This window comes from Erwinia sp. V71, assembly GCF_965644245.1.
In the GTDB taxonomy this organism is placed as follows: Bacteria; Pseudomonadota; Gammaproteobacteria; order Enterobacterales; family Enterobacteriaceae; genus Erwinia.
Map to the genome: position 1 here is coordinate 1 of NZ_CBFFRK010000012.1, position 25,085 is coordinate 25,085.

Sequence of the window (25,085 nt, forward strand, 5' to 3'; positions counted from 1 at the left end):
AGCAGGATAGCTTATCGGTAGCTAACCGTCCCTCCATCCACATGACCAAGCGTTGCACTTATTATCTGAATTCGCGATTGAGCGATCTATTACTTATGCGCGAAAACCGAACTATGGAATCGCTGCTCATTTTTGCCAGGATGTGTAGTCTTTGCTCCAAATGGCTCTTTTTACGTGAGACAAGAGCGTTGCATTTAATATCTTATAACCAACTGCAACGTTGGTGTTAAGATTATGATTGAAGCTTCACGAAGTCAAGAAGTTGATCTGGATTCATTATTGAAAGTATTTCATGTTTATTGGAGTCGAGATCGGTCTATATTTAAGAGTTAATATGCGTTTCTTGGCTATTGTGTAGGCCGGATTGACATTTCGGCTTTAGTTGGGCGCAGTCGGTCGTGTTGGATGGGCGCGCCCATCCCGGTAAACACCCGCCATGGCCTATAGACGCGCCACTTGTTCGCGCCGACGTGCCTGGCAATCCGCTCGATCGCCGTGCCACGAGGTCCCCGGATTGGGCATCCCGGTCAAAGCCGCTTCCAGATACCTGCGCTCGGTGTCCTTCCCGTTCAAAGAAGTGGGTTGCAGTTGATCCGAAAACGCACTAAGCTCAACTCCAACGTTGTAGTTGGTTATATCACCAGACAGGACTTGAGCATGAAAAACACCATCATCGTTTGCGGGTACGGACCCGCCATCGCCGATGCCGTTGCGCGCAGGTTCGGCGCGGCCGGTCATCCGGTCGCACTGATTGCTCGCAATGCCCAGCGTCTCGCGGAAGCGGAGTCCGCACTGCGGGATAGCGGTATCCGGGCTAAGGCGTTCGTCGCGGATCTGGGGAACGCGGAAGCAGTGCGCCAGGTCATTGAGGATGCGCGCAAGGCGCTGGGTCCAGTTGGCATCCTCCACTGGAACGCGTTTAGCGACATCGAGGGCGACTTGCTTTCGACGTCCGCGGACCTTCTCTCATACTCATTGTCAGTGCGTGTCGTGGGATATGTGACGGCCGTTCAAGCGGTTCACGCTGATTTGGAGGCAGTTAGTGGCTCCGTGTTGGCAACAAGCGGAGTCATGGTTTTTGACAATCCGGAAATCGACCATCTCGCGAAGGATTTCGGCGCCATGTCGGTTTCTGTGGCCGCGCAGCACAAGGCCACAGCCCTGCTGACGCAGACGCTTGCTGCGCGCGGTATCTATGTGGGTGAAGTGATCGTCAATGGATTTGTCAAGAAATCAGCAGGTGCTGCGCAGTATGAGGCATCGGTAGATCCGGAGGATGTCGCCGAGCAGTTCTGGCAGATGAATCTGGCGCGCGATACGCGTTCCGTCATCGTTGGCGACAGCCTTTCTTCAGAGGCCGCACCTTAAGGCTCCTGGCGGGATTGAGCAAAGGGGTGGGAAAAATGCCAGGAAAAGTCATAGCCACAAAAGCCGTCCGTCTCGCACTGCTCGGTGGTCTTGTTGTTGCCGCGGCCAGCTGGGGGTGGGACTGGTTCAGCGCTGCTCGCCATGAGGTACGGACCGACAATGCCTATGTCCAGGGGGACGTTACCGCGATCGCACCCAGGGTCTCCGGACATGTAGTCGAATTGCTGGTGACCGACAACCAGCTTGTGCGGAAGGGGGACCTGCTGTTCAGGATAGACGACCGCAATTACCGGGCAGCCGTGGCCGTGGCCGAAGCAGCGGTCGCGCAAGCGCGGGCAAACATGGGCAATTTGGCCGCTCAGAGGAAAGTTCAGGAGTCCGCCATCGATCAGGCTCAGGCCACCATCGCCGAGGTCGAGGCAGGTCTCGAACTGGCCCGCAGAACCTTCAATCGGGCCAGCACCCTCATCGGGTCCCGGGCGGTTTCCGTGGCAAGCGTGGATTCCGCCCGCGCAGACCTTGGCCAGGCGGAGGCGAAAGCACGGGCGGCACGGGCATCGCGCCTGACAGCAGAGCGGCAACTGGAGTATCTGGACAGCCAGCGTGAGACGGTAGCCGCCAGCCTTGCGTCAGCCAGAGCCTCCCTTGATGAGGCTCGGGTCGATCTGGACTCCGTGGAGGTGCGCGCACCCATTGATGGGGTAATCGGTAGCCGGGTGGTTCAGACCGGTCGCTTTGTCTCGGCGGGAACACGAGTGCTGGACCTGGTCCCCATCGATGCTCTCTGGGTCGAGGCGAACCCGCGTGAAACCGATGTAGGTAAGGTAGCACCGGGGCAGCGGGTGCACATTTCGGTCGATGGCTTTCCGGATGTTCGGTTTAGCGGAGTTGTTGACAGTATTTCGCCGGGTTCTGGCTCCGTCTTCAGCCTGCTTCCCGCTGACAACGCCACCGGAAATTTCGTGCGGATCGTCCAGCGCGTTCCGGTCAAGATCCGGCTGACAGAGGTGCCGGAAGGGGTGCGACTTGTGCCTGGGCTAAGCGCCCGAGTTGCGATCCGCATCGATGATCGAACCGTGGATGCCCACGCAGATGCGACGACCAGGAACCCAACAGCCCATACGGCATACCGACAGGACCCGGTGCAATGATAAGCACTACCGGCATCGGTAGCGCCGCCGGGCTACGACGGCCGAAGGGGCTAACCTCTCGCAGATTGCTGTTGAGAGGCAAGGTGTTGTTGATCACCGGCGTGTTGATAGCCCTGCTCACGGACGGGGTGGGTTCGACGATATTGAGCTTCGCACGTAGCGAAATCAACGGTCTGCTCTTCACGACTCCCGATGAGTTCGCATCGCTCACCATCGTCTATCTGACAGCGAAAATCGTGGGCTTTCTTGTCGCGCCCTGGATCTGCGGATGGATGGGGACACGGGCAACGATGACGTGTGGCGTGTCTGTGATGGTGACGCTGTTCTGCCTGTCGACGCTTTCAGCCTGGTGGTCAGCGCAGCTGGTGATTTTCGCGGGACTTGGCCTGGCGGGCGGGGCGATGCTGGTTTCCGCGCAAGCGCTGTTTTTCCAGACTTTTGATCGTGCCGCGCAGCCCGGCTTGCAGCTCTTGTTCGCATTGGGCTCGTCTGCCGGTTCCGCTGCGCTGGCACCAGGCATGCAGGGCTGGCTCCTGGACAGCTTTGACTGGCGTTGGATTGCCGTCGGTGCGATCGGTACCGGCCTGCTGTCATTGGCTCTCTTGCATACCACGCGCATCGGCCTGCGTGCTGCCTCAGCAAGCGTTCCGTTCGATGGATTGCTGGTCGTGATGATGACGATCGCCGCAGCGTGTCTCGCCTATATTTCCACACAGGGAGAGCGCTGGAACTGGTTCAGTGAACCCCATATCGTGGTGTACGCGATCATGGGCGTCGCCTTCACTGTACTTTCGGCGGGGCGGCTCATCGTGCAGGCGCCGCACCTGCGGATGATCGATCTTTCGATCTTTCATCATCCGTACTTCTCCTTGGCGTTCCTCGCGAGCTTCGTTGCGGGCTTCGCGCTGTTCGGTACCGCCTACCTGATCCCCGCTTACGCATCGGGCGCTCTGGGGATGAGCTCGCGTCAGGTTGGAGAACTGCTTCTTCCGGGGGCAGCCAGTTTTGTGCTGGCGATGTGCATTTCGGCCTACTTGCTGCCCAAAGTACGAGTGCCGCCCATATTGACGGTGCCTGTGGGGGTCATTCTTTTAATGATCGCCACCTGGCTTCTCGGGCATCAGGCCGCTGGTGCAGGTGTCGAGGACCTTCTCCCCGCCATACTGCTTCGCGGCGCAGGCCTGGGTTTTCTTTTCCTCGCGATCACGCTGCTGGCACTGATGTGGATGCCGGGACCAAAGATACCTCATGGCTCGGCGCTGATGTCGGCTGCGCGCCAGCTTGGGGGATTGGCAGGAACCGGGTTCCTTGGGGCCCTGGTGTCGCGGCAGACTGAATTGAATACCCAGGTACTCAGCGCTCATCTGACTTCCGGCGAAGCTGTGCTGGAGGACCGTCTTGCAAGTTTGACAAGTCGGTTCATGCACAACAACGGTTTGTCGGCAGTCGATGCGGCTTCCGCGGCTATGACGCAAATCGCAGAGCAACTGAACGCGCAGGCTGCGGCGGTGGCATGGAACCGAGCATTTTTGACCGTGACCGTCTTCTTCTGCCTTGCCGCTCCGACGCTGATCATTTCACGTTTCGTTCTGCTCAAAGTTCTCGGCCCTCCTCCAAAACCACCAACACCACCGGCAAGTCGTTGACGCGGCTGGGGGACCAAGACGGTCGAGGGAAACATCCCCTCGCCTTGTAAGACCATCTCCAACCTGATGAATCGAAGGAAATTTTATGAAAGCTATAGGTGTCGTTAAAGCGCTTCCCGCGGAAGATCCAGAGTCACTCGTAGAGCGGGAGATACCCGATCCTGTACCAGGGCCCGGTGATTTGCTGGTGCGCGTCCAGGCTATTTCTGTCAACCCGGCCGATTACCGGCAACGTCGCCGGAAAACGGACGACGGACGTTTCGAGGTGCTTGGCTGGGATGTCGCAGGAGAAGTCGTTGCGACGGGGGAAAAGGTGACCGGTTTTTCCGTCGGCGATGCGGTTTACTACGCTGGAGACCTGACCAGACCTGGGGCCAACAGCGAACTACACGTCATCGATGCGGATATCGTGGGCCATCGGCCAGGGACGCTTGATGCATCCAGCGCCGCCGCACTGCCTCTCACCGCATTGACCGCATGGGAGGCGCTCATCGACTGCATGAAGCTGTCGTATGAACATCCCTCCGAAGGTAAAAGCCTGCTGATTGTTGGCGGCGCCGGCGGTGTTGGCTCGATAGCCATTCAACTCGCGCGACTGGTTCCCGGACTCAACGTCATCGCCACCGCGTCCAGGCCGGAGTCGCGAGCCTGGTGCCAGAAGCTTGGTGCTCATGCGGTCATCGATCATTTCGCGGATATGAAAGCCCAGCTTCACGACCTTCATCTGCCTGCACCCGATTTGATCTTGCTGCTCAACGATCCGGACCGCCACTATCCGGCATTGGCGGACCTTATCGCGCCCCAGGGAAAGTTATGCTGCATCGTGCCGTTTGACCATAACCCCGACCTCAATCTGCTTATGCGCAAGAGCGCAAGTTTTCTTTGGGAATTCATGTTCACCCGCTCCATGTTCTCTACACGCGACAAGGCACGCCAGGGAGAAATTCTCAATGCCGTGTCCCGCATGATCGACGCGGGTCAATTGACCTCTACCGCCTCGCAGGTCCTCGGAACGATCAGCGCCGCCAATTTGCGCGCCGCTCATCAGCAGCTTGAAAGCGGCCGGACGGTTGGAAAACTGGTCCTGGCCGGCTTCTGAAGAAATCACTCTGGCAACTCACTAAAAGGAAAGTACCCATGTCAACACTCAGCATCGTTCAGGATTTCCTGGGGCACATCTTTGCAGGAAGAATGGATGAGGGGCTCACGCTTGTCGATCCCGACGCGCGTTTCATCTCTACCCGGCCACGCCCCAACCCGCACAACCCTTTGCACGGCACCTTCGTCGGACATGAAGGCGCCAGGCAATTCTTTGGTGGTTTTGCTGAGTTGTTGGAACCGGGACGTTTCGATATCGAATCCTCTTTCGCTGCGGACGAGCATGCCGCGCTCTATGGGACGCTTAGCCATAAAAGCCGAAAGACCGGGAAAGAATTTTCGAGCGATTGGGCCCTGATCTGCAAAGTGAAAGATGGCCGCATTACTCTCTACCACATCTACGAAGACACGGAAGCGCTTCGAGACGCCCTGCAGGCCGAGTAGCACGAGTAGCGTGTGTCAAGCGCGCAGTGCGGCAGGGTAACGCTGCTCACAGCGAGGACGGGTGATTTCAGTTCGGCCATCATGATCTGCTTCCAGTCTGAGTAATCCGGCAGAGCATAGCCAACTGAGATCACCAACCTTCTTTTGGACTGAGTCCAAGAGACATAGCTTCGAGAAGGAAACTGAGATGCTCACGGGAAAGATCGCGATCATTACTGGTGGCAGTGAAGGCATAGGGTTGGGGATTGCGAAAGAATTTGCGAACCATGGCGCAACCGTCTGCCTGATAGGAAGGAACCAGGAACGGCTAGAGGCAGCGAAGAGAAACATTGCTGGCGATCCGGAGAGCGTAATTACCATCGCGCACGACCTGGGTGACACGGAAAGACTCACAGAATGCGTGTCACACATCCGCTCCCGGGTGGAAAGGATCGACGTGCTGGTCAACAACGCCGCCATCGGTAGATTTCTGCCTTTCCTGGATACCAGTGAAGATGAGCTGAATGACCATATAAATACGAACATAAAGGCCCCCTTTCTGCTGACGCAAAAGCTATTGCCGAGTCTTATGGAATCCAGGGGCTCAGTCATAAATATCTCGTCCTATTTCGCGCACAGGATGCTGCCTGGAAGATCGACAACGGCTTACTCAATGACGAAAGGTGCGCTGAACGCGTGGACGGCGGCTCTGGCCTTCGAGCTTGGCGAAAAAGGCGTGAGGGTTAATGCCATTGCGCCAGGCAGCGTGCGGACGACAGCATTCGACAACAATCTTGCTCGGCTTGATGATGATGCGAAACTCAGATTTCAGAACATGGTGGGCGAGATCTATCCGTTAAGGCGTTTGGGAACACCGAAAGACATTGGGGACGCCGCTGTTTTCCTCGCATCCGACCATGCCTCATGGATTACCGGACAAGTCATCGCCGTCGATGGCGGTTTAACAACAAACTAGATGCTGTAGTGAACCGGTTGCGAATGGAGCGGACTTTAAAGCCAGTTCTTCTGCTTTACATTCGAACACAGTGATTCCCGTTGTGCAGGAGGCGCATCCGATTGTCTGGATGCGTCTTTATTTTGTGCGCCCGGCATGGGCGCACCTGCAGGAGCAAGGCCCGCCGCAAGTTGGTCACAACGAACGGAGTAAGCGCAACTGAGTGAGGGCGACCGGCGCGGGAGGAAGCGTGGAACGTAAATCATCAGATGATGAACAATACTTGCATCGTTCGAGCCGCCCTGCCCAGGCCCGCATGCCGGGTGGTGGGGGACGGGCGGACAGACTTTGCTGGTCCCCCTATCCCGGTTGAAAGACGACGGTCAGGTAGGGGTTGTTCGGCGGAACATCCACGAAAATTGCTTTGGGATCTTCCAGCAGGTAGCCGTGCAATCGACGTGATTTCCTCGGCCCAGTCACTTCGCAGGTCCAGATGTTGAGGCCGCTATCCTGCTTGCGATGCAATCCGAGCCTCTCGAAGCGTTTCTGCACCCATTGCCAGTCGGCGATTTGTTCCTGTCTGGCGAGGAACGCAATATTCGGGTGCTCCTGGGCATAGCGCTGAAATATGCCAGGGCTGACCAGATAGACCGTGTCAGCTACCGTATGCACCAGAGCTTTGGCGTCGTTGATGATCAGCTTGCGGGTGCTGATATGCTGTCGCAGCCAGGCGATGAAGTGTTCGCCGGACGGAAGCACCTGACCGTCTTTTTTTTCATCGGTTGCTGAGGGAGCTGCAGGCGATGGCAGCACAGGCTCCTGTTCCAGCCCGGAGCCTGTTTCGGCCGGTTCATTCACAGACGCCGGGGGCGCGCTATCCGGCGTCCCGAGCAAATCAAGCAGAGCGTCAACGCTATCCCCGCTGGATATTTGCCTGCCAGGTGCTGGTGTGGAGAGCGCTGGAGCGGGCACCGTGCCCGTGGACGGTAAAGGCTGCTCCGCAGCGTCGGGTGGAGTGGGGGATGCCTCCGCCGTAGCAGCGGTGTCGTCCTGCACCACTTCCACGGTTCCCTCAAACGCCGGCGGACGCTCATTGCCTTCCCATATCAAAGCTGGTGCAAGGCGAAGCAGCGTGAACGTGTGTGTCCAGCCAGCGTCACTGGTGACGACCGCTTTCCAGATAGCCTTGTCATCCGGGGTGGCCTGGAGCATGCCGTGGTCTTGCAGGATGTTGAAGACGGCCGTGTTGTTGGCCGGAATCCCCTCAATTCCCTGAGATAGTAAATGAGCGCGCAGCTTGTCCGAGACCGTCTTGGACACGAGCCATAAGGCATCCTGTGTCAGCCAGCCATCCGACGCCTGCGGCTGGTTCAGCTTCAGCTCCTCCTTGAGCAGGTAGCGAAGCCCTTCCAGCAATTTGCGCTGCAATGCATGTTTGGGGGCGGCCAACGCTTTGGCGGGATCGCCGCCGAGTTCCTGCGCCACGGAAGCGCGGTCTGCCTTCGTGACCAGTTCTCCCAATACTCCGGCGTGCTCATGCTGGCCTGCCAGGACATAGAGCAGCGCCGTCCACAGTTCCGGGTAGCTACTGAGCCAGTCGAGTATCTCGCGATCGAGCACCCGGTTGTAAAGTAATCCACTCGCGGCGTTGTGCAGGCGGTACGCGCGATCCTTTCGATAACGGAAGCGGTATGGATGCTGCAACGGCCCGTGCCAGGGATGCCACAAACTGCCGTCGCTCATCTCGACGTGCAGGTCGACCGCGATCTTGCCGATGTCATGCAACAGCGCCGCATAGGCTGTGGCAGCTGTCCAGGCCTCAGCCTGCGCGGCTTGATCCTCCGGTGTCGCTCCCGCGGGCAGAAGGTGGGACTGCCTCAACTTGAGCGCATAGGCCACGATCTCAAGCCCGTGATCAAGCAGACCGCCCGGATAGGCGTGGTGGTGTGATTCCGATGCCGGAAACTGCTGGACCAACTCAGCGTACCGTTCCAGTGGACCGAGGTACAACACTGCGAATTGCTGACGTGAGAGCGACGTCCGCTGCCATATGTGCTCCAGCAGTTTCTGCCGGCGCGCGGTGGACAGCAGCGAGGCGGCCGTCTCCGGTCGCATCACCCCTTTGGCCTTTGTTGCGGTGGCGGGCGCTGTGGGAGCGGCCTGCACAGGTCGTTTTCGTTGGAATAGCGCGAACATGAAAGCACCTGAAGTTACGGTCGCCAGAAAGCCTTTTCCTTTTCCGGATAGGCCCATTCCCCTTGGGCCCCATTCCCTTGCCCCTTGCCGACCTTTTGCCCTTGCCGAAACCCTTTGATATAGCCCGCTGGGCCAGTCTCAGCGAGAAGGAATGCGGAACGGATGACGTCCTTTTGTCGTCGTCCGCTGTCACTTCGCACGGTAGCCCGATCCCTGTCATCTGGCATGTCGAGGCGAAAGTCGCCATCTTGCATTTCCGTTAGTCAATGACTAATATGAAGTCAATGACTAACGGAGGTGTGCCATGGCGATGACGACAATGACTATCAGGAATATCGACGAGGGGCTGAAGGCGCGTCTGCGTGTGCAGGCTGCTCAGCATGGCCGTTCGATGGAAGATGAGGCGCGCGATATCCTGCGAGCAGCTTTGTCGACCGAGACTTCGCGCGATAGTTCTCTGGTCGAGGCTATCCGGGCACGGGTGGAACCGTTGGGCGGGATCGAGCTGGACCTGCCGGCACGGGAAGCCATTCGCAACCCGCCGGAGTTTGGTGCATGATTGTTCTGGACACCAACGTTCTGTCCGAAACGCTTCGCCCTGCTCCGGATGCGCTGGCGCTGGCGTGGCTGGCACAGCAACCTCGCTCAGCGCTGTTCACCTCGACAGTTACGCGGGCGGAGCTGTTGTATGGAGCGCGCCTGCTGCCGGACGGCCAGCGCAAGGCCGCGCTCTTGGAGGCGATCCACGGCATCTTCGCTTCAGATATGGCCGGACAGGTGCTGGGCTTCGACAATGACGCATCCGATGCCTACGCTGAAATCGCAGCGTCACGCAAACTGGCGGGCAAGCCGATCAGCCAGTTCGACGCCATGATCGCGGCGATTGCAAAGTCGCGAGGCGCCAGCCTGGCAACCCGCAATGTCAAGGACTTCGTGGACTGCGGCGTCACGGTCATCGATCCATGGAAGCGTTGAACCAGGTGCTTGAAAAGCGGGGACGATCATAGCTCCCTTGTGGTGACCCGATTCAGGAAAGCAGTGCCTCCAACCGTCTGCGAACGACACAGGAAGATGTTTCTACGATGAACTGATGCAGCAGAGAGAAGTGAGGATATGACCATGGCAACGCACGCACACAACAAACGATGGGCTTACCGGTTCGGTAGCGGCATGGGGCGTGCCTGGCGTGGTTATGCCCGCTTTGAGAAGAAGGCTGCTCGGTGGCTGGTTGCGCAAGGTGCCCCCGCGGTGGTGGCGTGGGCTCTCCTGTGGCTCGCCAAGCTCGTGCTGCTTGGCGTTCTCTTCTACGTCGCGTTCTGGCTCGCCTTGCTACTCCTGTTCGCTGTTGCAGTTGCCTGGTCAGCTGGCCGTGGTGCCGATGCAGAGGAAGATGAGTGGCCGTTCATTGATCTGCACGAACTTAGAAAAACACCCGGATACGATCCCGTGCTCTACAACGATTTTGACCATCCGGATTATCCGGATGAAAAGGACCTTTGAGCAGAAGATTACTTCAGTTTGCCGGAAATGGCACCAGCCCCCTTTGAGCCGGCTTGTGTGGCGCCCTTGGTTCCTTCCATAAGCCCCTGCATCGTGTAGCCTGTACGAATTCCGACCCAGCTAAGTCCGGCGAGCCAGAACCCAGGCAGCACCAGGAACATCGTCGCCATGACGAAGTTAAGCAGCATATCGCCGAACGCATTGTTCAATCCCATCACCGGATCAAAATTGGTCATCGGACGGTTGTAGCCCCATCCCCATCCATAGAGCGCGTCCAGGATCGTGGAATCGACCCAGCGCGCCAACTGAAACCAAAAATCCACGAAGAACAGGGCGAACTGGACCACGCTGACAGTCACCACGGTCTTCAGGTCGTAGGTGCCGATCACCAGTACGAGCGGAATGCAGATCACCAGCGCCATCTTGAGGAGCGACAACGTCATGGGCAGCGCCTGGCGCATAACGTCCATCGCCGGGAACAGCCTCAAGGCACCAACCGCCATCCCCACATCGCCTGCAGCCCGCGTAACGACATTCGGCAAGGTCTTTTCGATCTGCCCGCCGTAATCGGTGTAGACGGCACCCTGGTTCAGCTTTTGCTGACGCGGGGCCGCGATGGCGCGGATTACGGAATCGTCCAGCTCGGTTCTGGAGATGAAACCAGCCCAGTTAGCCATGCGCGACAGCAGGTTGGGATCGACCTGAGCCAGCAGGCGCGCGCGCAGTCCGGTTGAACCATCTGACCACCATTGCCGGCAGTTCGGGTATCCGGCGCCGCTCGGCACTTCGGTCAATCCTGCGTCACGACTGGCATCGTAGGGCCAGGATTCGCGAGGCGTACTGGAGCGATAGGTGTCGTAGTACCCGGGGGTGTCGACGAAGTAGCTGGAACCGATCCAGCTGACGTCCGCCATCTGCTCCTCACTGAGGTTCGGCCGGTTCATGAACAGCTTGGCCCGAGCCGGACCGTAGCAATTGAGTGCGAAATCCGTCACCTCCTGAGCCAACAAGGGATCGTCGATACGGGTGTTGTCGATGTCCATCCTCATCTGCCGCAGGTCGGTTCCGCACGGGATCGCCGCGACGGCGGCGCTGGTGACCGCCCTGGAGATCGAGTGCATGAAAAACCACCAGACCGGCACCTTGGCGGACTGGTTGTTGAGCGTGGTGAATGACTGGCCCCAACCCGTATCGCTGGGCGCGGGAACGTTCACCTGGCACTGGCTGGAGCGGGACTGGTCGAAGCTGATGGTGTTGAGATCCACGTCGATGAACGGAATGCCGGCGAACATGATCACCACGATGGCGACGAAGACCCGGTTTTCGATGCGCATCGAGGAAAGCACGCCCTTGTTGCCTTCGTCAGCCCCCTCCGCGCGTGCCTTCAGCCATTCCTGAATGACGATCGCGATAAACGGAAGCGCAAACAGGCCGCTGGCGACCAGGACCGACCAGATGCCGTTATGAACGATCCACCCAACCAGTGTCAGGTAATATTCCAGATAATCGGACGTGTAGAGCGTCATCGTGTCCTCCGCTCAGGTGGATTGCAGCAGCAGGCTGCCTTCAAGAACGGCCAGAGCCACCACACCGGCGATTTCGACACGGATGAGGCGCTGGTGTGATTCCCTGCCGGGTTCGCGGGCCAGAACCCGTTTACGCATCCAGAGCCATCCCCAGGCGACACCTGCATAAAGCAGCAGACGCCAGGCCAGGAAATAGCCCGAATGGTCGTCCATCCAGCGCTCCCACCCTTCGATACTGCCAAGCACACGGATGCCCGTCAGGTTGATGGCGATCGCCACAACAAGCAGCAAGGTCGTCCACAAGATCGCAAAACCTACACGGCGATTGAACAACCATCGCATGCGAAGCCAGGCTGGGATCATGGATTGTTTCCTCCCGATTGTGAGCGCTGCAACTCGTCAAGCCGATTGGGAACGGGATCGCCCTGATACACGCCACGCGAACCCGCAGCCCGGGTGCCGTGGCGCTGGATGATCTGCATCGGGGAGTTGTTGGCCAGCTCGCGGCGCAGTTCGAGCTCGGTCTTGAGGTTGTTGATCTCGCGGTCGAGAACATTGCTTTCCTGCGTGACCGCCTCCTGGGCCATTTCGTTCGCTGCCACATTCGGCTCCATCCGCCCGGTCAGCAGCGTGCGCTGAAGCAGTAATGCCTTTTCCAGCACGCTGGCGAGCGCAACCTCGGAAGCGAGACGCCTTGCGAGGATGTCCTGGTCAGGTTCGTCACGCAGCGCCTCGATCACACCGCGGGTAATCGGCAACGAGTTGCTGCTGGCTGCCTGAAGGTTGTCGAAGCTCATCGACTTGCTGCCCGAGATCAGTTCCTGCAGGCTTTCCAGCTTGGTTTCATACTCTTCCTGAATGAGCGGTGTCAGCCCGACGCCGGGCGTGGTCTGCGTCTTGGTGCAGTTCTCGCAGGTGCGTTGTTCCTGCTCGCCCAGCACACGCGTGGCCCAGGTGACGGCAGCCTGCGGCGAGGTCCAGGTCTGGCAGGTCAGCCGGTCGCCGCAACTGCCGGAATCGATGGACGAATTGTCATCGACGCTGCGGCCGTTGACCAGGTTGTAGCCTGCGCGCATCACGTCAGCGACCACACGAACAGGTGCTTGGCCCGAGCCGCCGGCATTGTCGCCTCCGACCCATGGCACGCCTTCGTTGCCCTTGCTGCTTTCTGCCTCCTCGATCGCGGAAACCGCATCGGTGCTGGCAACGGCCTTCTTGAGTGCCATGCCTTCCGCGAGCTGATCCCAGCCGAGCTGGCCGCCTGCCATGTCGGCCATCCTGTTCGCGATCGCCCGGCAGGTGAGTTTCGAGCGGTCGAAGTCGAGCCTGGCCTGCAGGACACCGTTGGTGAGCAGGTTATAGAGACCGGGATCGGCGCGCTGGATGATCAGCGCGGGCAGCGAAGCGACCGCACTGGTGGCGTTCTGGATCACGTTCGACATGATGGTCTGGAACCCGTTGGTGATGCCGTTCAACTGGTTCTGCAGCGTGGTAGTGAGGCTCATGTCCCCGCAAATGAGGTTGCTGTTCCAGCCAACGCCAACGCCGATCGAGCGCATGTTGGCCGCGCCCGTCATGGACACGGCTCGTCCTCCACCGATGCTGTACAGCACATCGTCGCCAATGACGCTGCCGCCATGCTGCAGGCCATATTCGTTGACACTCGTCTGGGCGACAGCGCCAGAGCATGCCGCCGTCAGGGCGCAAACGAGCAGGCCCTGGCGTAAGTGCTTGCTGAGTGAAAGAGTGGGGGATGAAGTCATTGTGCGGCCCCTCCGCTAAAGTCGACGCTGCCGAGAAAAGTCTGTCCGCGGCGCTGGCAGCAGCTGTAGGGCCGCCAGAGCGCCCAGGCATAGTCGCCCTGCTGGGCCTGGACGCGAGGGTTCGAATGGGGGAAGACGGCGCACGAACTGGACATCGTGGGGGTGAGTTCCTGCCACTTGCCCGTGGAGGCGTCGCCTTCGACGAGCTCGCCTGCTGGCCAGTAGCCGTCGCGCGCAGTGGCGAGCAGAGGCTGGTAGACGTGGATCTGGCCGCGGCGGGTGACGATATCGCCGGCGCGCTGTGCGACGACGGCACCACTCTTGTAGTCGTCGCTCTGGTGCAGGAATCCACCCCTTGGGTAGACGGCGCCCCACAGGTTGAGAGAGGTCCGCCCCCCGATTTCGCGCATGCCAGGGATAAGCGCTTCCGGATAGACGGCCTCCGGCACGTTATAGCGCCATGCCACAGTGTCGAGCGTGCTTAGCAGGTACGGCATGAAGGCCGTACCTGCACCTTCGCAGGAATAGCCTGAAGCGCTGGCGAGCTGGCCCAAGACGGTGCCGCCGGGGTGACCGATCACGTCAGCGTTTTTGAACTTCGACAGCTTATTTTCCTGGTCCTGGTTCGTCGTGCCATCGCCGCCGGCCTGTGCGGTGGTGTTCGGCATGCTCATGGCACGCACTTCGACCCACGGGTTCTCACCAGTATTGGCGTAGCTGGAAACCACAGCATCGGGCACGTAATGGCGAACTTTTACCGATGTCCGTACTGAGCAGCCGAAGGTGGAGCAGAAAAGCCAGTAGCAGATCCCGACGACCCTGTATTCAAGGCAATCGGGAGACAGGGCCGACGCTGTGATCGTCGCCGTATTGAGCGCGAAGGCCGACGATGCGGTTCCAAGCATGAGGGCCGCGATTACGGCGCGGAGACGACGGGCGAGCTTCATGGCTGGGCCCTCCGGTATGCCTCGATACGGGCTACCGCCCTGGCTACGTCCGGCTCACCGTAGATGACGTAGCGCCGGTCGACCACGACAGCGGGAACGGTGGAAATGCTGAGGCTCCAGGCATCGGCCACGCCCTGCCAGGCGGAAGCCAGGTCGCGTTGCAGCTGGGGGCCGCCCTGCTGGAGGCGTCCCTGGACGATGGCCTGGGCAAGATGGGGATCAGCAGGCAGATCGGCCGCGAGGCTGGCCTCGATTTCCTGTGCAGCGTCGAGATGGACGACATTGGCGCCATCCGTCGATTTCAGCGTGACAGATCGGTCGGTGAAGACCGTTACTTCTGCGGCGCTGGCCGTCTGACCAGCCAGGCCCAATGCAACGCACAAGGCACTGGCTACCGCCCATGGAAAGCGTATTGGCCCGGATTGAGGGCGAAGCGGGTTGAGCATGTCCGGACTCCTGAAACAGGTGGCTGTTGTGGAGTCTCAGAGTTCATCCGGAACGTGCCCGCGGGTCAGTCAACAATCGGAAACCAGCCGTGTCCGCATTGTGCTTGCCGCGCAAACCTACATATTCATCGTTAAGGCCACTACTGCCTGGGGAGTTGTGGAGCAGCGCTTTCTTATGACGGAAATGATGCCAGCCTGAAGACTGGAGAACCTTTTCTGAGCGGGTTAACCAGGCTCCGGGAAGGTTCTCACGGTGTCGGCATGCCCCTCACCGCGACAGGACGAGGCTTGCGGTCAGCCGACAGGTGCGTCGGTTTCTCTTTTCAGTCCGGAGGTCGATCAACTCAGCAGTGTCTTCGCAAGCGACATCTGTTCATGTTCGAATGCGGGCGCGAAATCGTCCAGCTCGTTCGGGCGCAACCCCACCGCGGCACTGAGCGCAACCTTCCGCCAGTCCAGAACAGCTGCATGCACCTCGGCCAGCACGGCCAGCGCATCGTTCCTGCTCAACGAAAAATAGGCACTTCGGGCCAGCAGCATCTCAAGATCGGTGATCGGCCCATCCTGCTCGGACAGCCAGGTCTTGGATTCCCTCTCCTTGTCGGGGAAGGGATTGACGTCGAAAGCCGGCGCCAGTCGCCAGAGCCCTCGTTCGACGTGGAGAAAGCCATGGTTCTGCAGGTGGTCATCCACATTGGTAATCAGCAGGTTGAAGACCAGGCGCCGCCACAATTGCTGCACATCTGCGGTCGGCGAATGCCCCAGCGAGCGGATAATGTCCGCGATCTCGGTGTAGCTTCGGTCTTCTTCACGCGAAGCCTGAAGCAGGGATGCGGCTGACTGATACGGAATGCGCCCGTCGGCACCATCGCGATCGAAGCGGCGGATGATCGCGACCGGTATGGCGTCGAGTTCCACGATGCGGGCAGACGCAGCGTCGATGCCGGCACGTTGTGCCAGACACAGGGCCAGCACTTCTCCGCGTGTCACGCTACGCGTATCCCCCACGCTCGGGAATTTTCCGATGGCCAGCGCGCCATCTTCGTCGACAACGGTGCTCTTGGGCCGCATGCCGCCAAGAGACGTGCCTTTGCCCTGCAGGTAACGCAGATCCTCGGTGCTTTCCTGACCCTGCTCAACCGCGCGGCTGGCACTGTAGATGCGTTGCAATTCCAGAAGCGGCGGCGTGTTACGCCTGCCATCATCGACAGTCCTGCAATAGCGGCCATCCTGATCGCGCAGACGCAAGGCGCCAACCCGGCTGAAGTCGTCAACCGCCAGCAGGTAGTCCAGCTCGGTCAACGGGGCAAGTGCTGCGTTGTCCCTGCGGCGCTTGGCATGGTCCCGCGCGATGACCCTGCGTCCCCATGCATCCGGAGCCGTATCGGCAATGGCGAAGTGGAAGACCGAATCATGCGCTGAGGGCGCTCTGCGGGGTTGATACCCGGAGTGAAGACCGAGGTCCGCGGATACATTGAATCCATCCGCGCTTGCCAGCCAGCCCTGGTCGTAGGCGAAAGTAGTGTTTTCACGGCGGCCTTGCTTGACGTAGACGAGAGTGCCGACCGGCGTGCCCGCCTTGCCGATGCAGACCTGTATCTGCTGACGTATCGAAACAGCGGATTTCATAGTGCCCCCGACGTGCCCGGTTTGCTACGCACACGCTTGGGCAGGTTTTCGTCCATCAACGTCAGGCCGATGTCGTCACGCGCCGTATCCAGCAGGCCGGCCAGCGCCTGTATCTCACCGAAGACATGCAGGGCGCGGGCAAAGAAGTGGATGGGCACGCGCACATCGCCTTTTTCCATGCGCCGGACGGTTGACACGGATGCACCCATTCGCTCGGCCAGCGAGGCCTGCGAAATCCGGCGGCGCCTGCGTGCAAGCGCGACGTCGCTGCCGAGCTTGCGGATGGCGCGCTCAACAGGCAACGGCAGTGGAACATCTACTTTATCACTCTCATCGGAGTGACTATTCGGTTTATGTGTTTTCATGAGGTCGATTATTGCATTCTTCGACTGAATTTTCAATAAGCACTCCCAGGGGAGCGAAATTTCCGTATTAGCATTCCTTTCGGGATGTTTATCTCCAGTCCAAACATCTTTTCCCCGGGCGCTGCGATTGTGCTTCCAACACAGGCGAGCACAGCGCATTCGATTCCTGCTGCCCCGGCGACCACCCACAGCCGACGGCAACCGATACCTCGTGGGCGCTTGCGGATACGCACATCGCCGGCATCCCAGGAATGTGGTGAGCCGGCAGTCCTCATTGGTTGCGGCTTTCAAATCCTCGCCGCCGCAGCATCAAGCCATTACGCATCAACGGGGAATGCACGATGGCACGGTCCTACCGCCCGGCACTTGCAAGGCACAGCACACTCGCAGCACTGCTGCTTGCCGGCCTGTCGACGGCTCTGCCGGCCGTCGCGGCCGACGACAGCAATGAGAAGGAGCACCTGGCGGCAGTCGTTCGCCAGTTGGACCTGCTCGATCGTCTCGCGAAGCAGTCCGCTGCAACCGCGTCGCAGGAGCGTGCCCGCTATCACTTCGACTACACGCGTCTCACGGCTGACCTGCGACGCATGCGGGCCGGCATTGACGATTACCTGACGCCGCAGCGCGCCCAGCCGCGCGACCCTGTGGCATTGCAGGGCGATTACCGACAGGACTCCGAACAGGAGCCTAAGAAATGAATGCCAGCCAGATAACCGCCTTTCAGGCTAATGGCGGCTTCACCCCATCCGCTGTCTCCGTCGTGCTGGTCGGCGCTGTGTTCGCGGTCCTGCTGCTGTGGGGCGTGTGGGCGCTCCGTGCCGCCTATGTCGGCTGGTCGGAGCAGCGGATTACCCAGCGTCAGTTCCTCGGCGTCGCGGTGCGTTTTGTCGCGATGTACGTCGTGCTGACTTTCTTCCTCCTCTCGTAACGCAAAGGCTCACACCATGAATCCGGTTTCGCATCCCTTCCGCTCCGCGCGCATCGCCGCCCTGGCTTCCCTGCCGGCGTTTACCATGCTGAGTTCGCTCGCCCAGGCCCAGGGCCTGCCCACGCTTGAAGACCCGTCACGCGGCACGGGCTCGGGCATCATGGATACACTGCGCAACTACGGCTATGACATCGTGATGCTGATCGCCTTGCTGGTGGTCGCATCAATGTTCGTCGGCGTTTGCTATCACGCTTATGGCACCTATGCCGAAATCCACACGGGCCGTAAAACCTGGGGCCAGTTCGGCCTGACCGTGGCAGTTGGCGCGGTCCTCCTGGTGGTGGGTATCTGGCTGCTCACCGAAGCCACCGGCGTTCTGTGAGGGGACGAGCATGCCTGAGAATCAGGACGTCCGGCCTGACGGAACGGTAGCGTTCCTGCCGCATCGCCTCAACCGCCAACCCGTGGTCGTTCGCGGCCTCACGGCGGATGAGCTATGGGTGTGCGCAGGCCTGTCGGGCGCGGCCGGCCTGTCGGTAGGCATTCCGCTGGCGATCGTCTTCTCGATGATCGCTATCGCGCCCACCGCCATCGTGCTTGGCATCGCCGCCGGCGTCTTTGCCGGCGGCGGCATGTTGCGCAGACAGAAACGTGGCAGACCCGACACCTGGCTCTACCGGCAGATCCAATGGTGGATCGCGCGACGGCATCCGGGTCTTGCCCAGTTTGTCGGCGGACGAGAACTGGTGACCCGTTCGGGCTACTGGACCACAAGGCGGAGGGCCGCCCCATGAGCCGGTTCAAGAACGAGATCACCCATCTGCAGGCGCATATCAGGACCCTGCGCCTGGGCGCGGGCGCTTTACTCCTGGTAGCCCTGGTCATGGGCATCGGCTGGTGGAACGCGCCGCGCGACCTGACCGTTCACGTGCCGCCGGACCTGCGCTCTGGCAGCACGAGGAAATGGTGGGAAGTGCCGCCAGAGTCGGTTTATGCCTTCTCATTTTATATCTGGCAGCAGCTCCAGCGGTGGCCCGTCAATGGCGATGAGGACTATTCCCGCAACATCCATGTGCTGTCGCCTTATTTCACGCCATCCTGCCAGAGCTTCCTGCGCCAGGACTACGAATCTCGCCGTACGGCCGGCGAACTTCGTCAGCGGGTACGCGGGATCTACGAGATCCCTGGCCGGGGTTATGGCGAAGACCCAACGCTGCGCGTCAAGACCGTCTCGGACCGCGACTGGATCGTCACGCTGGATGTGACGGCGGACGAATACTACGGCTCCGAACAGGTCAAGCGCGCGCTGGTGCGCTACCCCCTCAAGGTCGTGCGCTCGGATGTCGATCCGGAACGCAACCCATTCGGTCTGGCCATCGACTGCTACAGCGGTGCGCCGCAGCGGATCACCCCCCCTGACCCTGTGCCCCCGACCGGAGCAACATCCGACGGCCCCGGCGGCCCATTGGGAGACATGCCATGAAAAACCTCCTCTATCTCCTCGGCATCCTGGTGACCACGGGACTGCCCACCGCGGCCCAGGCGCTGGAAATTCTGCGTTGGGAACGACTGCCACTGGCCGTGTCCCTGCATGTGGATCAGGAACGCGTTGTCTTTATCGACCGCAACGTCCGCGTCGGCGTGCCGGCATCGCTGGCCAGCCGCCTGCGTGTCCAGAGCGCTGGTGGGGCGATCTACCTGCGCGCCAGCGAACCGATCGAGCCCACGCGACTGCAATTGCAGGACGCCGATAGCGGCGCGCTGATCCTGATTGACATCACTGCCGAAGCTGCGCCGGCCGGTCAGCCACCGCTGGAGCCTGTGCGTATTGTTGAGGCTGAGGTTGCGCCCACCCGCTATGGCGACCTGAAAGCGGCAGCAACGGCTGATGACGACACGCACGAAGGGGTGTCCCGCACAGATCGCGAGACGCCCGTACCCGTGGTGCTGACGCGCTATGCCGCGCAGAACCTGTACGCGCCCCTGCGCACTGTCGAACCGGTATCCGGCATCACGCGCGTCAATCTGAAACGCAACCTGCCGCTGGATACCTTGTTGCCGACCCTGCCGGTACGCACCCGGGCGCTCGCCGCCTGGAGGCTCGATGGCCTGTGGGTGACGGCCGTGCGCCTCACCAACACCTCGGAACGCTGGTTGTCTCTCGACCCACGCGAGCTGCAGGGCGACTTCATGACAGGAGCGTTCCAGCACAGCACGCTGGGGCCGGCTGGCACGCCCGATGACACGTCGGTGGTATATCTGGTGACGAAAGGACATGGCCTGGCTGAATCGCTGCTGCCAACGATCAGTCCCGTCAATGCGGCGCTGAACCTGCCAGAGCCGAAAACACCGGCAAGCAAGAATGGAGGCCGCCATGAACGGTAATGGCCTGCTCAAATGGCTGATGATCCCGATGGCGCTGTTGCTGGTGTTTGTCGGCGTGAAGCTGTTTTCCGGCGGCGGGAGCCAGCCCGCGCGCGATGGTGGAGCCCAGCTCACGCCTGAAGAAGTCAGGGCACTTGGCGTTGAAGGTGATACGCCGCAGGACACGGTGGCGACCCTGGTCGGCCAGGTCCGGCAGCTGCGCACCGAGTTGCAGACCGCGCTGACCGACAACAACACCCAGAAGGCGGAGAACGAACGCCTGCGCCAACGCGAGGGTGCCATTGATCGCCGCATCCAGAGCGCCCTGGAAGCCGAGCGCAACCAGTTGAAGACGGATCGCGACCAGGTCGCCAGCGAACGCCAGCAAACCCAGGGTCTGCTGCAGGACCTGCAGCGCCAGTTCGAAAGCCTGAGTGGCAAGAACGGCCATGCAGAGCTGCCGGTCGGACTCGGCCTTGAACCCGGAGACGGCGCCGGGATCGGTGCCGATGGGATACGCTGGATCGAGCCAGAAGATGCGCGCAGCGACGGCAAGAGCCGCAGCCCCGGCGCAGCCGGTGACATCACATTCCCGACCAGCTTCGGCCCGGCACAGAAAACGCTGGAATCGACGGCGGATGCGGCTGCCGATGCGGGCAACAAGGCGGCCGGTGTCTCGACAGCGAAGCCAGTCTATACCGTACCAACCAATGCCACGTTGATGGGTTCGATTTCGATGACGGCCTTGATCGGGCGCGTACCGGTCGACGGAACTGTGAACGACCCGTACCCCTTCAAAGTTTTGATTGGCCCGGACAACCTTACCGCGAATGGTATCGACATACCCGATGTCGCTGGTGCGGTCGTCAGTGGAACGGCATCGGGTGACTGGACGCTCTCTTGTGTACGTGGGCAAATCCGCTCAGTCACCTTTGTCTTTCATGACGGCACCATCCGCACCGTACCTGAAGGCGGTGAGCGTGGCGGAAACAGTCAGCAGAACAGCAATGGTAATGAAAGCAGCACACAAGGCGGCCTTGGCTGGATCAGCGATCCCTACGGCATTCCTTGCGTCAGCGGTGAACGACGCAGCAATGCCCAACAATATCTCGGTACACAGGCATTGATCACCGCTGCAGGGGCTGGTGCCGCTTCGTTGATCAAGTCCGACAACGGCAGCGTGGCGGTGGTCGCCAACAACAACGGTTCGCTCGGTACGGTCGGCATTTCCGGCAACGAAGCGATGGGCCGCATCCTCGCCGGTGGCGTCCAGGACATGTCGCAGTGGGTGAACAAGCTTTATGGCCAGGCGTTCGCAGCGGTGTACGTCAAACCCGGCGCCAAGGTCGCGGTCCATCTCGAACAACCCCTCAACATCGATTACGACCCGAAAGGGCGCAAGGTCGATCATCGTCTCGGAGGTGCGTCTGATGCACAGGATCTGGATTAACGGCCTGGCGGCGCTGGTCATTGCCATGGCGCTTGGCGGCTGCTCGACCAGCAAGGAAAAGCTGCTACCTCACGATGGACAGACCATGATGGACATCTGGAACGAGGAAACCGGCGGCAGCGCCCACGGTGGCCAGACCGCTCGACAGTTGCTCGACGCAAGACAATCGCTGCGCCGCCCGCTGACCGAAGTAGATGTGAAGGCTGCACCAGCGGTCAATGCCAGCTATACCCGCACGGCACAAAATGAAATCTACCGGCAGTTCCAGCGCCTGCCAAACCCCGATCTCACCATGTACGTGTTTCCGCATCTCGCGGGCACCGATCCGGCGCCCATCCCCGGCTATACCACTGTCTTCCCGCTGTACCAGCGTGTGCAATACGCCATGCCGGGCGAACGGACTGAGGATTACTGATGGGACCGTTCTTCAAACGCCGTGCTACGGCGACAGAGGCCGGTAGCGGCTCCTCTCCGGGCGCTCCGTCGGATGCATGGGAGGGCTATCTTGCGCGACTGAGGGCGCACGGAATCCCTGAGCCCGGCAAGCGGGACACAGCCAGGCACAGGCCCGCGACCCTGGCCGATGAGCAGGCGCTGTATGACGTTTCGCCGTCCTTTGCTGACCTGCTGCCGTGGGTGGAGTATCTGCCGGAGTCCAGGTGCATGCTTCTGGAGGACGGTGTTTCCGTCGCTGCATTCTTCGAGTTGATGCCGATCGGCACGGAAGGGAGGGAAGCATCCTGGCTGGTCCAGGTTCGGGATGCGCTGGAAAACGCGCTCCAGGACAGTTTCGACGAGTTGGACGAATCCCCGTGGGTGGTCCAGTTGTATGCTCAGGATGATGCCGACTGGAACCGCTATCTTTCCACGCTCGAAAACTATGTTCAGCCTCGGGCCAGTGAAAGCGAGTTCACAAAGTTTTACCTCCGTTTCTTCGGCCACCATCTGCGCACCGTCTCCCGGAAGGGGGGGGCTGTTCGAGGACCGCACGGTCACGCGCTTGCCCTGGCGTGGGCAGACGCGACGTGTCCGGCTGGTCGTCTATCGACGCGTCGGCAGTACGCCGGCCAGGCGCCGGCAATCCCCCGAGCAAGCACTGAATGTCGTCTGCGAACGTCTGTCAGGGGGCCTCGCCAATGCCGGTGTGCAGGCGCATCGCCTCGACGCCGCGGCGATCCATGCCTGGTTGCTGCCCTGGTTCAATCCAGGGCCAGTCCTGCTGGGTGCGACAGACGAAGATCGGGAGCGGTTCTATCGCCTGGCTTCTTACCCGGAAGAGAGCGAAGATGGCGAACTGGAGCTCGCCAGCGGCACTGACTTCGCGCAGCGGCTTTTTTTCGGCCAGCCGAGGTCTGATGTCGAAAACGGCCTGTGGTTCTTCGACGGCATGCCCCATCGCACCATCGTGCTCGACCGCTTACGCATGCCACCGGCAACCGGCCATCTGACCGGCGAAACCCGCAAAGGGGGTGACGCCATCAACGCCCTGTTCGACCAGATGCCGGAGGACACCACTCTATGCCTCACCCTGGTGATCACGCCCCAGGACATTCTCGAAGCCCATCTGAACCATCTGGCGAAAAAAGCGGTAGGCGAAACCCTGGCATCGGAACAGGCGCTCAAGGATGTGCAACAGGCACGTGGCCTGATCGGCAGTTCTCACAAGCTCTATCGCGCTTCGCTGGCGTTCTATCTGCGCGGCCGCGACCTGGCCGATCTCGATATGCGTGGCCTTCAGCTCGGCAATGTCCTGCTCAATGCCGGCCTGCAGCCCGTTCGTGAGGAAGACGAAGTTGCACCGCTGAACAGTTACCTGCGTTGGCTTCCTTGCGTCTACGACCCCGGCAAGGACAAACGGCAGTGGTACACCCAGCTCATGTTTGCCCAGCACGCGGCCAATCTGGCCCCGGTCTGGGGGCGCAGTCAGGGGACCGGCCATCCCGGCATCACTTTCTTCAATCGCGGCGGCGGCACCGTCACCTTCGATCCGCTGAACCGGCTCGATCGGCAAATGAACGCGCACCTGTTCCTGTTCGGGCCCACCGGCTCGGGTAAAAGCGCCACACTGAACAACATCCTCAACCAGATCACTGCGATTTATCGCCCGCGGATGTTCATTGTCGAAGCAGGCAACAGCTTCGGCCTGTTCGGTGATTTCGCGGCACGACTGGGCCTCACCGTGCACCGCGTCAAGTTATCGCCCGGCGCCGGCGTAAGCCTCGCACCGTTTGCCGACGCCTGGCGACTGGTCGATACGCCAGGTCAGGTGCAGACGCTGGATGCGGACGCGCTGGACGACGACACCGCGCAAGAGGAATTAACAGAAGGCGATGAACAGCGTGACGTACTGGGCGAACTGGAGATCACTGCCAGGCTCATGATCACAGGCGGCGAGGACAAGGAGGAGGCCCGCATGACGCGGGCCGATCGCAGCCTGATCCGTCAGTGCATTCTTGAGGCCGCACAACGCTGTGTGTCGGAGAAACGCACGGTGTTGACCCGCGACGTGCGCGATGCGCTGCGCGAGCGTGGCCGTGACTCAACGCTGCCTGAAACGCGCCGCACGCGTCTGCTGGAGATGTCGGATGCGATGGACATGTTCTGTCAGGGGATCGACGGCGAAATGTTCGACCGGCCCGGTACGCCATGGACGGAGGCGGACATCACCATCGTTGACCTGGCGACATTCGCACGCGAGGGCTACAACGCCCAGCTTTCGATCGCGTATATCAGCCTCATCAACACGGTCAACAATATCGCTGAACGCGATCAGTTCCTCGGTCGCCCCATCATCAACGTGACCGATGAGGGTCATATCATCACGAAGAACCCATTGCTCGCGCCCTATGTCGTGAAGATCACGAAGATGTGGCGCAAGCTGGGCGCCTGGTACTGGCTCGCCACCCAGAACCTCGACGACCTGCCGAAAGCGGCGGAACCCATGCTCAACATGATTGAATGGTGGGTCTGCCTCAGCATGCCGCCCGACGAGGTAGAGAAGATCGCCCGTTTCCGCGAACTGAACCCGTCGCAGAAAGCCCTGATGCTCTCGGCCAGTAAGGAGGCCGGAAAGTTCACGGAAGGTGTGATCTTGTCCAAGTCGATGGAACTGCTGTTCCGAGCCGTCCCGCCCAGCCTGTACCTGGCGCTCGCCATGACTGAGCCGGAAGAGAAAGCGGAACGCTACCAGCTGATGCAGCAGTACGGCATCAGCGAACTCGATGCCGCCTTTAAGGTTGCTGAAAAAATCGACCTGGCGCGCGGGATCAACTCTTTACCGCTGGACGCATTGGACTGAACCGGGAACTGGCCGGCGTCTTCCTGCTGAGT

At 60.5% G+C, this 25,085-nt stretch carries 25 protein-coding genes and 1 pseudogene; 18 read left to right on the plus strand and 8 right to left on the minus strand.

What is annotated here, in order from left to right; translation table 11 throughout:
• Nucleotides 1–657 precede the first annotated feature (657 nt).
• The 6 genes from ACSZO1_RS04565 to ACSZO1_RS04590 all read left to right on the plus strand — a co-directional run bounded on the left by ACSZO1_RS04565 (nt 658) and on the right by ACSZO1_RS04590 (nt 6,662).
• Nucleotides 658–1,368 carry an SDR family NAD(P)-dependent oxidoreductase gene (locus ACSZO1_RS04565; protein ID WP_437609974.1) on the plus strand — a complete coding sequence of 237 codons (711 nt, stop codon included), beginning with the start codon at nt 658–660 and terminating at the stop codon, nt 1,366–1,368.
• A gap of 35 nt (nt 1,369–1,403) precedes the next feature.
• Nucleotides 1,404–2,519: an HlyD family secretion protein gene (locus tag ACSZO1_RS04570; protein ID WP_437609976.1), complete on the plus strand. Its 1,116-nt coding sequence runs from the start codon at nt 1,404–1,406 to the stop codon at nt 2,517–2,519.
• Entirely contained in the window at nt 2,516–4,165 is a 1,650-nt protein-coding gene (locus ACSZO1_RS04575) for an MFS transporter (RefSeq protein WP_437609979.1), read from the plus strand. The genes ACSZO1_RS04570 and ACSZO1_RS04575 overlap by 4 nt, the downstream gene beginning before the upstream one ends.
• Nucleotides 4,166–4,250: 85 nt before the next feature.
• On the plus strand, nt 4,251–5,264 hold the full coding sequence (locus ACSZO1_RS04580) for a zinc-binding alcohol dehydrogenase family protein (RefSeq protein WP_437609981.1): 1,014 nt from the start codon (nt 4,251–4,253) through the stop codon (nt 5,262–5,264).
• 38 nt (nt 5,265–5,302) lie between these two features.
• Nucleotides 5,303–5,707 carry a nuclear transport factor 2 family protein gene (locus ACSZO1_RS04585; protein ID WP_437609983.1) on the plus strand — a complete coding sequence of 135 codons (405 nt, stop codon included), beginning with the start codon at nt 5,303–5,305 and terminating at the stop codon, nt 5,705–5,707.
• A 187-nt stretch (nt 5,708–5,894) separates the two neighbouring features.
• Nucleotides 5,895–6,662, plus strand: coding sequence for an SDR family NAD(P)-dependent oxidoreductase (locus ACSZO1_RS04590; protein ID WP_437609986.1), 768 nt, complete (start codon nt 5,895–5,897; stop codon nt 6,660–6,662).
• A 339-nt stretch (nt 6,663–7,001) separates the two neighbouring features.
• Here ACSZO1_RS04590 and mobH read toward each other — a convergent pair whose 3' ends face one another.
• Nucleotides 7,002–8,837 carry a MobH family relaxase gene (gene mobH, locus ACSZO1_RS04595; RefSeq protein WP_437609989.1) on the minus strand — a complete coding sequence of 612 codons (1,836 nt, stop codon included), beginning with the start codon at nt 8,835–8,837 and terminating at the stop codon, nt 7,002–7,004.
• Between the two features lie 304 nt (nt 8,838–9,141).
• Between mobH and ACSZO1_RS04600 the strand changes: the two genes are divergently transcribed.
• The 3 genes from ACSZO1_RS04600 to ACSZO1_RS04610 all read left to right on the plus strand — a co-directional run bounded on the left by ACSZO1_RS04600 (nt 9,142) and on the right by ACSZO1_RS04610 (nt 10,337).
• The gene (locus ACSZO1_RS04600) at nt 9,142–9,396 is read left to right on the plus strand and encodes a FitA-like ribbon-helix-helix domain-containing protein (protein WP_437609991.1); all 255 of its coding nucleotides are present in this window, start codon (nt 9,142–9,144) and stop codon (nt 9,394–9,396) included.
• Nucleotides 9,393–9,812: a type II toxin-antitoxin system VapC family toxin gene (locus ACSZO1_RS04605; RefSeq protein ID WP_437609993.1), complete on the plus strand. Its 420-nt coding sequence runs from the start codon at nt 9,393–9,395 to the stop codon at nt 9,810–9,812. The genes ACSZO1_RS04600 and ACSZO1_RS04605 overlap by 4 nt, the downstream gene beginning before the upstream one ends.
• Before the next feature lie 144 nt (nt 9,813–9,956).
• On the plus strand, nt 9,957–10,337 hold the full coding sequence (locus ACSZO1_RS04610) for a DUF3742 family protein (protein WP_437609995.1): 381 nt from the start codon (nt 9,957–9,959) through the stop codon (nt 10,335–10,337).
• Between the two features lie 8 nt (nt 10,338–10,345).
• Here ACSZO1_RS04610 and ACSZO1_RS04615 read toward each other — a convergent pair whose 3' ends face one another.
• The 7 genes from ACSZO1_RS04615 to ACSZO1_RS04645 all read right to left on the minus strand — a co-directional run bounded on the left by ACSZO1_RS04615 (nt 10,346) and on the right by ACSZO1_RS04645 (nt 17,049).
• Nucleotides 10,346–11,863: a conjugal transfer protein TraG N-terminal domain-containing protein gene (locus ACSZO1_RS04615; RefSeq protein WP_437609997.1), complete on the minus strand. Its 1,518-nt coding sequence runs from the start codon at nt 11,861–11,863 to the stop codon at nt 10,346–10,348.
• Nucleotides 11,864–11,875: 12 nt separating this feature from the next.
• Nucleotides 11,876–12,226: a hypothetical protein gene (locus ACSZO1_RS04620; RefSeq protein WP_437609999.1), complete on the minus strand. Its 351-nt coding sequence runs from the start codon at nt 12,224–12,226 to the stop codon at nt 11,876–11,878.
• Nucleotides 12,223–13,626 carry an integrating conjugative element protein gene (locus tag ACSZO1_RS04625; RefSeq protein ID WP_437610001.1) on the minus strand — a complete coding sequence of 468 codons (1,404 nt, stop codon included), beginning with the start codon at nt 13,624–13,626 and terminating at the stop codon, nt 12,223–12,225. The genes ACSZO1_RS04620 and ACSZO1_RS04625 overlap by 4 nt, the downstream gene beginning before the upstream one ends.
• Nucleotides 13,623–14,573 (minus strand): TIGR03756 family integrating conjugative element protein, encoded by a 951-nt coding sequence (locus tag ACSZO1_RS04630; RefSeq protein ID WP_437610003.1) that lies wholly within the window; start codon nt 14,571–14,573, stop codon nt 13,623–13,625. Before ACSZO1_RS04630 ends, ACSZO1_RS04625 begins: the two co-directional genes overlap by 4 nt.
• Nucleotides 14,570–15,019 carry a TIGR03757 family integrating conjugative element protein gene (locus ACSZO1_RS04635; RefSeq protein WP_437610005.1) on the minus strand — a complete coding sequence of 150 codons (450 nt, stop codon included), beginning with the start codon at nt 15,017–15,019 and terminating at the stop codon, nt 14,570–14,572. Before ACSZO1_RS04635 ends, ACSZO1_RS04630 begins: the two co-directional genes overlap by 4 nt.
• 339 nt (nt 15,020–15,358) lie before the next feature.
• Nucleotides 15,359–16,648 (minus strand): type II toxin-antitoxin system HipA family toxin, encoded by a 1,290-nt coding sequence (locus ACSZO1_RS04640; RefSeq protein ID WP_437610006.1) that lies wholly within the window; start codon nt 16,646–16,648, stop codon nt 15,359–15,361.
• Entirely contained in the window at nt 16,645–17,049 is a 405-nt protein-coding gene (locus ACSZO1_RS04645) for a helix-turn-helix domain-containing protein (RefSeq protein WP_437610008.1), read from the minus strand. The genes ACSZO1_RS04640 and ACSZO1_RS04645 overlap by 4 nt, the downstream gene beginning before the upstream one ends.
• Nucleotides 17,050–17,354: 305 nt before the next feature.
• Between ACSZO1_RS04645 and ACSZO1_RS04650 the strand changes: the two genes are divergently transcribed.
• The 9 genes and pseudogenes from ACSZO1_RS04650 (at nt 17,355) to ACSZO1_RS04690 (ending at nt 25,053) form a co-directional block, all read left to right on the plus strand.
• The gene (locus ACSZO1_RS04650) at nt 17,355–17,711 is read left to right on the plus strand and encodes an RAQPRD family integrative conjugative element protein (protein WP_437610010.1); all 357 of its coding nucleotides are present in this window, start codon (nt 17,355–17,357) and stop codon (nt 17,709–17,711) included.
• On the plus strand, nt 17,708–17,941 hold the full coding sequence (locus ACSZO1_RS04655; RefSeq protein ID WP_437610011.1) for a TIGR03758 family integrating conjugative element protein: 234 nt from the start codon (nt 17,708–17,710) through the stop codon (nt 17,939–17,941). The genes ACSZO1_RS04650 and ACSZO1_RS04655 overlap by 4 nt, the downstream gene beginning before the upstream one ends.
• A gap of 16 nt (nt 17,942–17,957) precedes the next feature.
• Entirely contained in the window at nt 17,958–18,323 is a 366-nt protein-coding gene (locus ACSZO1_RS04660) for a TIGR03745 family integrating conjugative element membrane protein (protein ID WP_437610013.1), read from the plus strand.
• A 10-nt stretch (nt 18,324–18,333) separates the two neighbouring features.
• Nucleotides 18,334–18,735 (plus strand): TIGR03750 family conjugal transfer protein, encoded by a 402-nt coding sequence (locus ACSZO1_RS04665; protein WP_437610015.1) that lies wholly within the window; start codon nt 18,334–18,336, stop codon nt 18,733–18,735.
• Nucleotides 18,732–19,424: a PFL_4703 family integrating conjugative element protein gene (locus ACSZO1_RS04670; protein WP_437610017.1), complete on the plus strand. Its 693-nt coding sequence runs from the start codon at nt 18,732–18,734 to the stop codon at nt 19,422–19,424. Before ACSZO1_RS04665 ends, ACSZO1_RS04670 begins: the two co-directional genes overlap by 4 nt.
• On the plus strand, nt 19,421–20,326 hold the full coding sequence (locus ACSZO1_RS04675; protein WP_437610019.1) for a TIGR03749 family integrating conjugative element protein: 906 nt from the start codon (nt 19,421–19,423) through the stop codon (nt 20,324–20,326). The genes ACSZO1_RS04670 and ACSZO1_RS04675 overlap by 4 nt, the downstream gene beginning before the upstream one ends.
• Complete coding sequence (locus ACSZO1_RS04680; RefSeq protein ID WP_437610021.1) at nt 20,316–21,755, plus strand: TIGR03752 family integrating conjugative element protein; 1,440 nt, start codon at nt 20,316–20,318, stop codon at nt 21,753–21,755. The genes ACSZO1_RS04675 and ACSZO1_RS04680 overlap by 11 nt, the downstream gene beginning before the upstream one ends.
• Entirely contained in the window at nt 21,736–22,170 is a 435-nt protein-coding gene (locus ACSZO1_RS04685) for a TIGR03751 family conjugal transfer lipoprotein (RefSeq protein ID WP_437610023.1), read from the plus strand. Before ACSZO1_RS04680 ends, ACSZO1_RS04685 begins: the two co-directional genes overlap by 20 nt.
• Nucleotides 22,170–25,053: pseudogene (locus tag ACSZO1_RS04690) on the plus strand (conjugative transfer ATPase). Before ACSZO1_RS04685 ends, ACSZO1_RS04690 begins: the two are co-directional and overlap by 1 nt.
• The last annotated feature ends 32 nt before the right edge of the window (nt 25,054–25,085 follow it).

What these genes read in the sequence shown, in the direction of transcription:
- ACSZO1_RS04580 (WP_437609981.1), top strand. Translation starts at nt 4,251, where the DNA reads ATGAAAGCTATAGGTGTCGTTAAAGCGCTTCCCGCGGAAGATCCAGAG.
- ACSZO1_RS04680 (WP_437610021.1), top strand. Translation starts at nt 20,316, where the DNA reads ATGAACGGTAATGGCCTGCTCAAATGGCTGATGATCCCGATGGCGCTG.
- ACSZO1_RS04615 (WP_437609997.1), bottom strand. Translation starts at nt 11,863, where the DNA reads ATGACGCTCTACACGTCCGATTATCTGGAATATTACCTGACACTGGTT.
- ACSZO1_RS04670 (WP_437610017.1), top strand. Translation starts at nt 18,732, where the DNA reads ATGAGCCGGTTCAAGAACGAGATCACCCATCTGCAGGCGCATATCAGG.
- ACSZO1_RS04590 (WP_437609986.1), top strand. Translation starts at nt 5,895, where the DNA reads ATGCTCACGGGAAAGATCGCGATCATTACTGGTGGCAGTGAAGGCATA.
- ACSZO1_RS04625 (WP_437610001.1), bottom strand. Translation starts at nt 13,626, where the DNA reads ATGACTTCATCCCCCACTCTTTCACTCAGCAAGCACTTACGCCAGGGC.
- ACSZO1_RS04585 (WP_437609983.1), top strand. Translation starts at nt 5,303, where the DNA reads ATGTCAACACTCAGCATCGTTCAGGATTTCCTGGGGCACATCTTTGCA.
- ACSZO1_RS04570 (WP_437609976.1), top strand. Translation starts at nt 1,404, where the DNA reads ATGCCAGGAAAAGTCATAGCCACAAAAGCCGTCCGTCTCGCACTGCTC.
- ACSZO1_RS04660 (WP_437610013.1), top strand. Translation starts at nt 17,958, where the DNA reads ATGAATCCGGTTTCGCATCCCTTCCGCTCCGCGCGCATCGCCGCCCTG.
- ACSZO1_RS04635 (WP_437610005.1), bottom strand. Translation starts at nt 15,019, where the DNA reads ATGCTCAACCCGCTTCGCCCTCAATCCGGGCCAATACGCTTTCCATGG.
- ACSZO1_RS04600 (WP_437609991.1), top strand. Translation starts at nt 9,142, where the DNA reads ATGGCGATGACGACAATGACTATCAGGAATATCGACGAGGGGCTGAAG.
- ACSZO1_RS04665 (WP_437610015.1), top strand. Translation starts at nt 18,334, where the DNA reads ATGCCTGAGAATCAGGACGTCCGGCCTGACGGAACGGTAGCGTTCCTG.
- ACSZO1_RS04620 (WP_437609999.1), bottom strand. Translation starts at nt 12,226, where the DNA reads ATGATCCCAGCCTGGCTTCGCATGCGATGGTTGTTCAATCGCCGTGTA.
- ACSZO1_RS04610 (WP_437609995.1), top strand. Translation starts at nt 9,957, where the DNA reads ATGGCAACGCACGCACACAACAAACGATGGGCTTACCGGTTCGGTAGC.
- mobH (WP_437609989.1), bottom strand. Translation starts at nt 8,837, where the DNA reads ATGTTCGCGCTATTCCAACGAAAACGACCTGTGCAGGCCGCTCCCACA.
- ACSZO1_RS04630 (WP_437610003.1), bottom strand. Translation starts at nt 14,573, where the DNA reads ATGAAGCTCGCCCGTCGTCTCCGCGCCGTAATCGCGGCCCTCATGCTT.
- ACSZO1_RS04565 (WP_437609974.1), top strand. Translation starts at nt 658, where the DNA reads ATGAAAAACACCATCATCGTTTGCGGGTACGGACCCGCCATCGCCGAT.
- ACSZO1_RS04605 (WP_437609993.1), top strand. Translation starts at nt 9,393, where the DNA reads ATGATTGTTCTGGACACCAACGTTCTGTCCGAAACGCTTCGCCCTGCT.
- ACSZO1_RS04575 (WP_437609979.1), top strand. Translation starts at nt 2,516, where the DNA reads ATGATAAGCACTACCGGCATCGGTAGCGCCGCCGGGCTACGACGGCCG.
- ACSZO1_RS04685 (WP_437610023.1), top strand. Translation starts at nt 21,736, where the DNA reads ATGCACAGGATCTGGATTAACGGCCTGGCGGCGCTGGTCATTGCCATG.
- ACSZO1_RS04640 (WP_437610006.1), bottom strand. Translation starts at nt 16,648, where the DNA reads ATGAAATCCGCTGTTTCGATACGTCAGCAGATACAGGTCTGCATCGGC.
- ACSZO1_RS04655 (WP_437610011.1), top strand. Translation starts at nt 17,708, where the DNA reads ATGAATGCCAGCCAGATAACCGCCTTTCAGGCTAATGGCGGCTTCACC.
- ACSZO1_RS04675 (WP_437610019.1), top strand. Translation starts at nt 19,421, where the DNA reads ATGAAAAACCTCCTCTATCTCCTCGGCATCCTGGTGACCACGGGACTG.
- ACSZO1_RS04650 (WP_437610010.1), top strand. Translation starts at nt 17,355, where the DNA reads ATGGCACGGTCCTACCGCCCGGCACTTGCAAGGCACAGCACACTCGCA.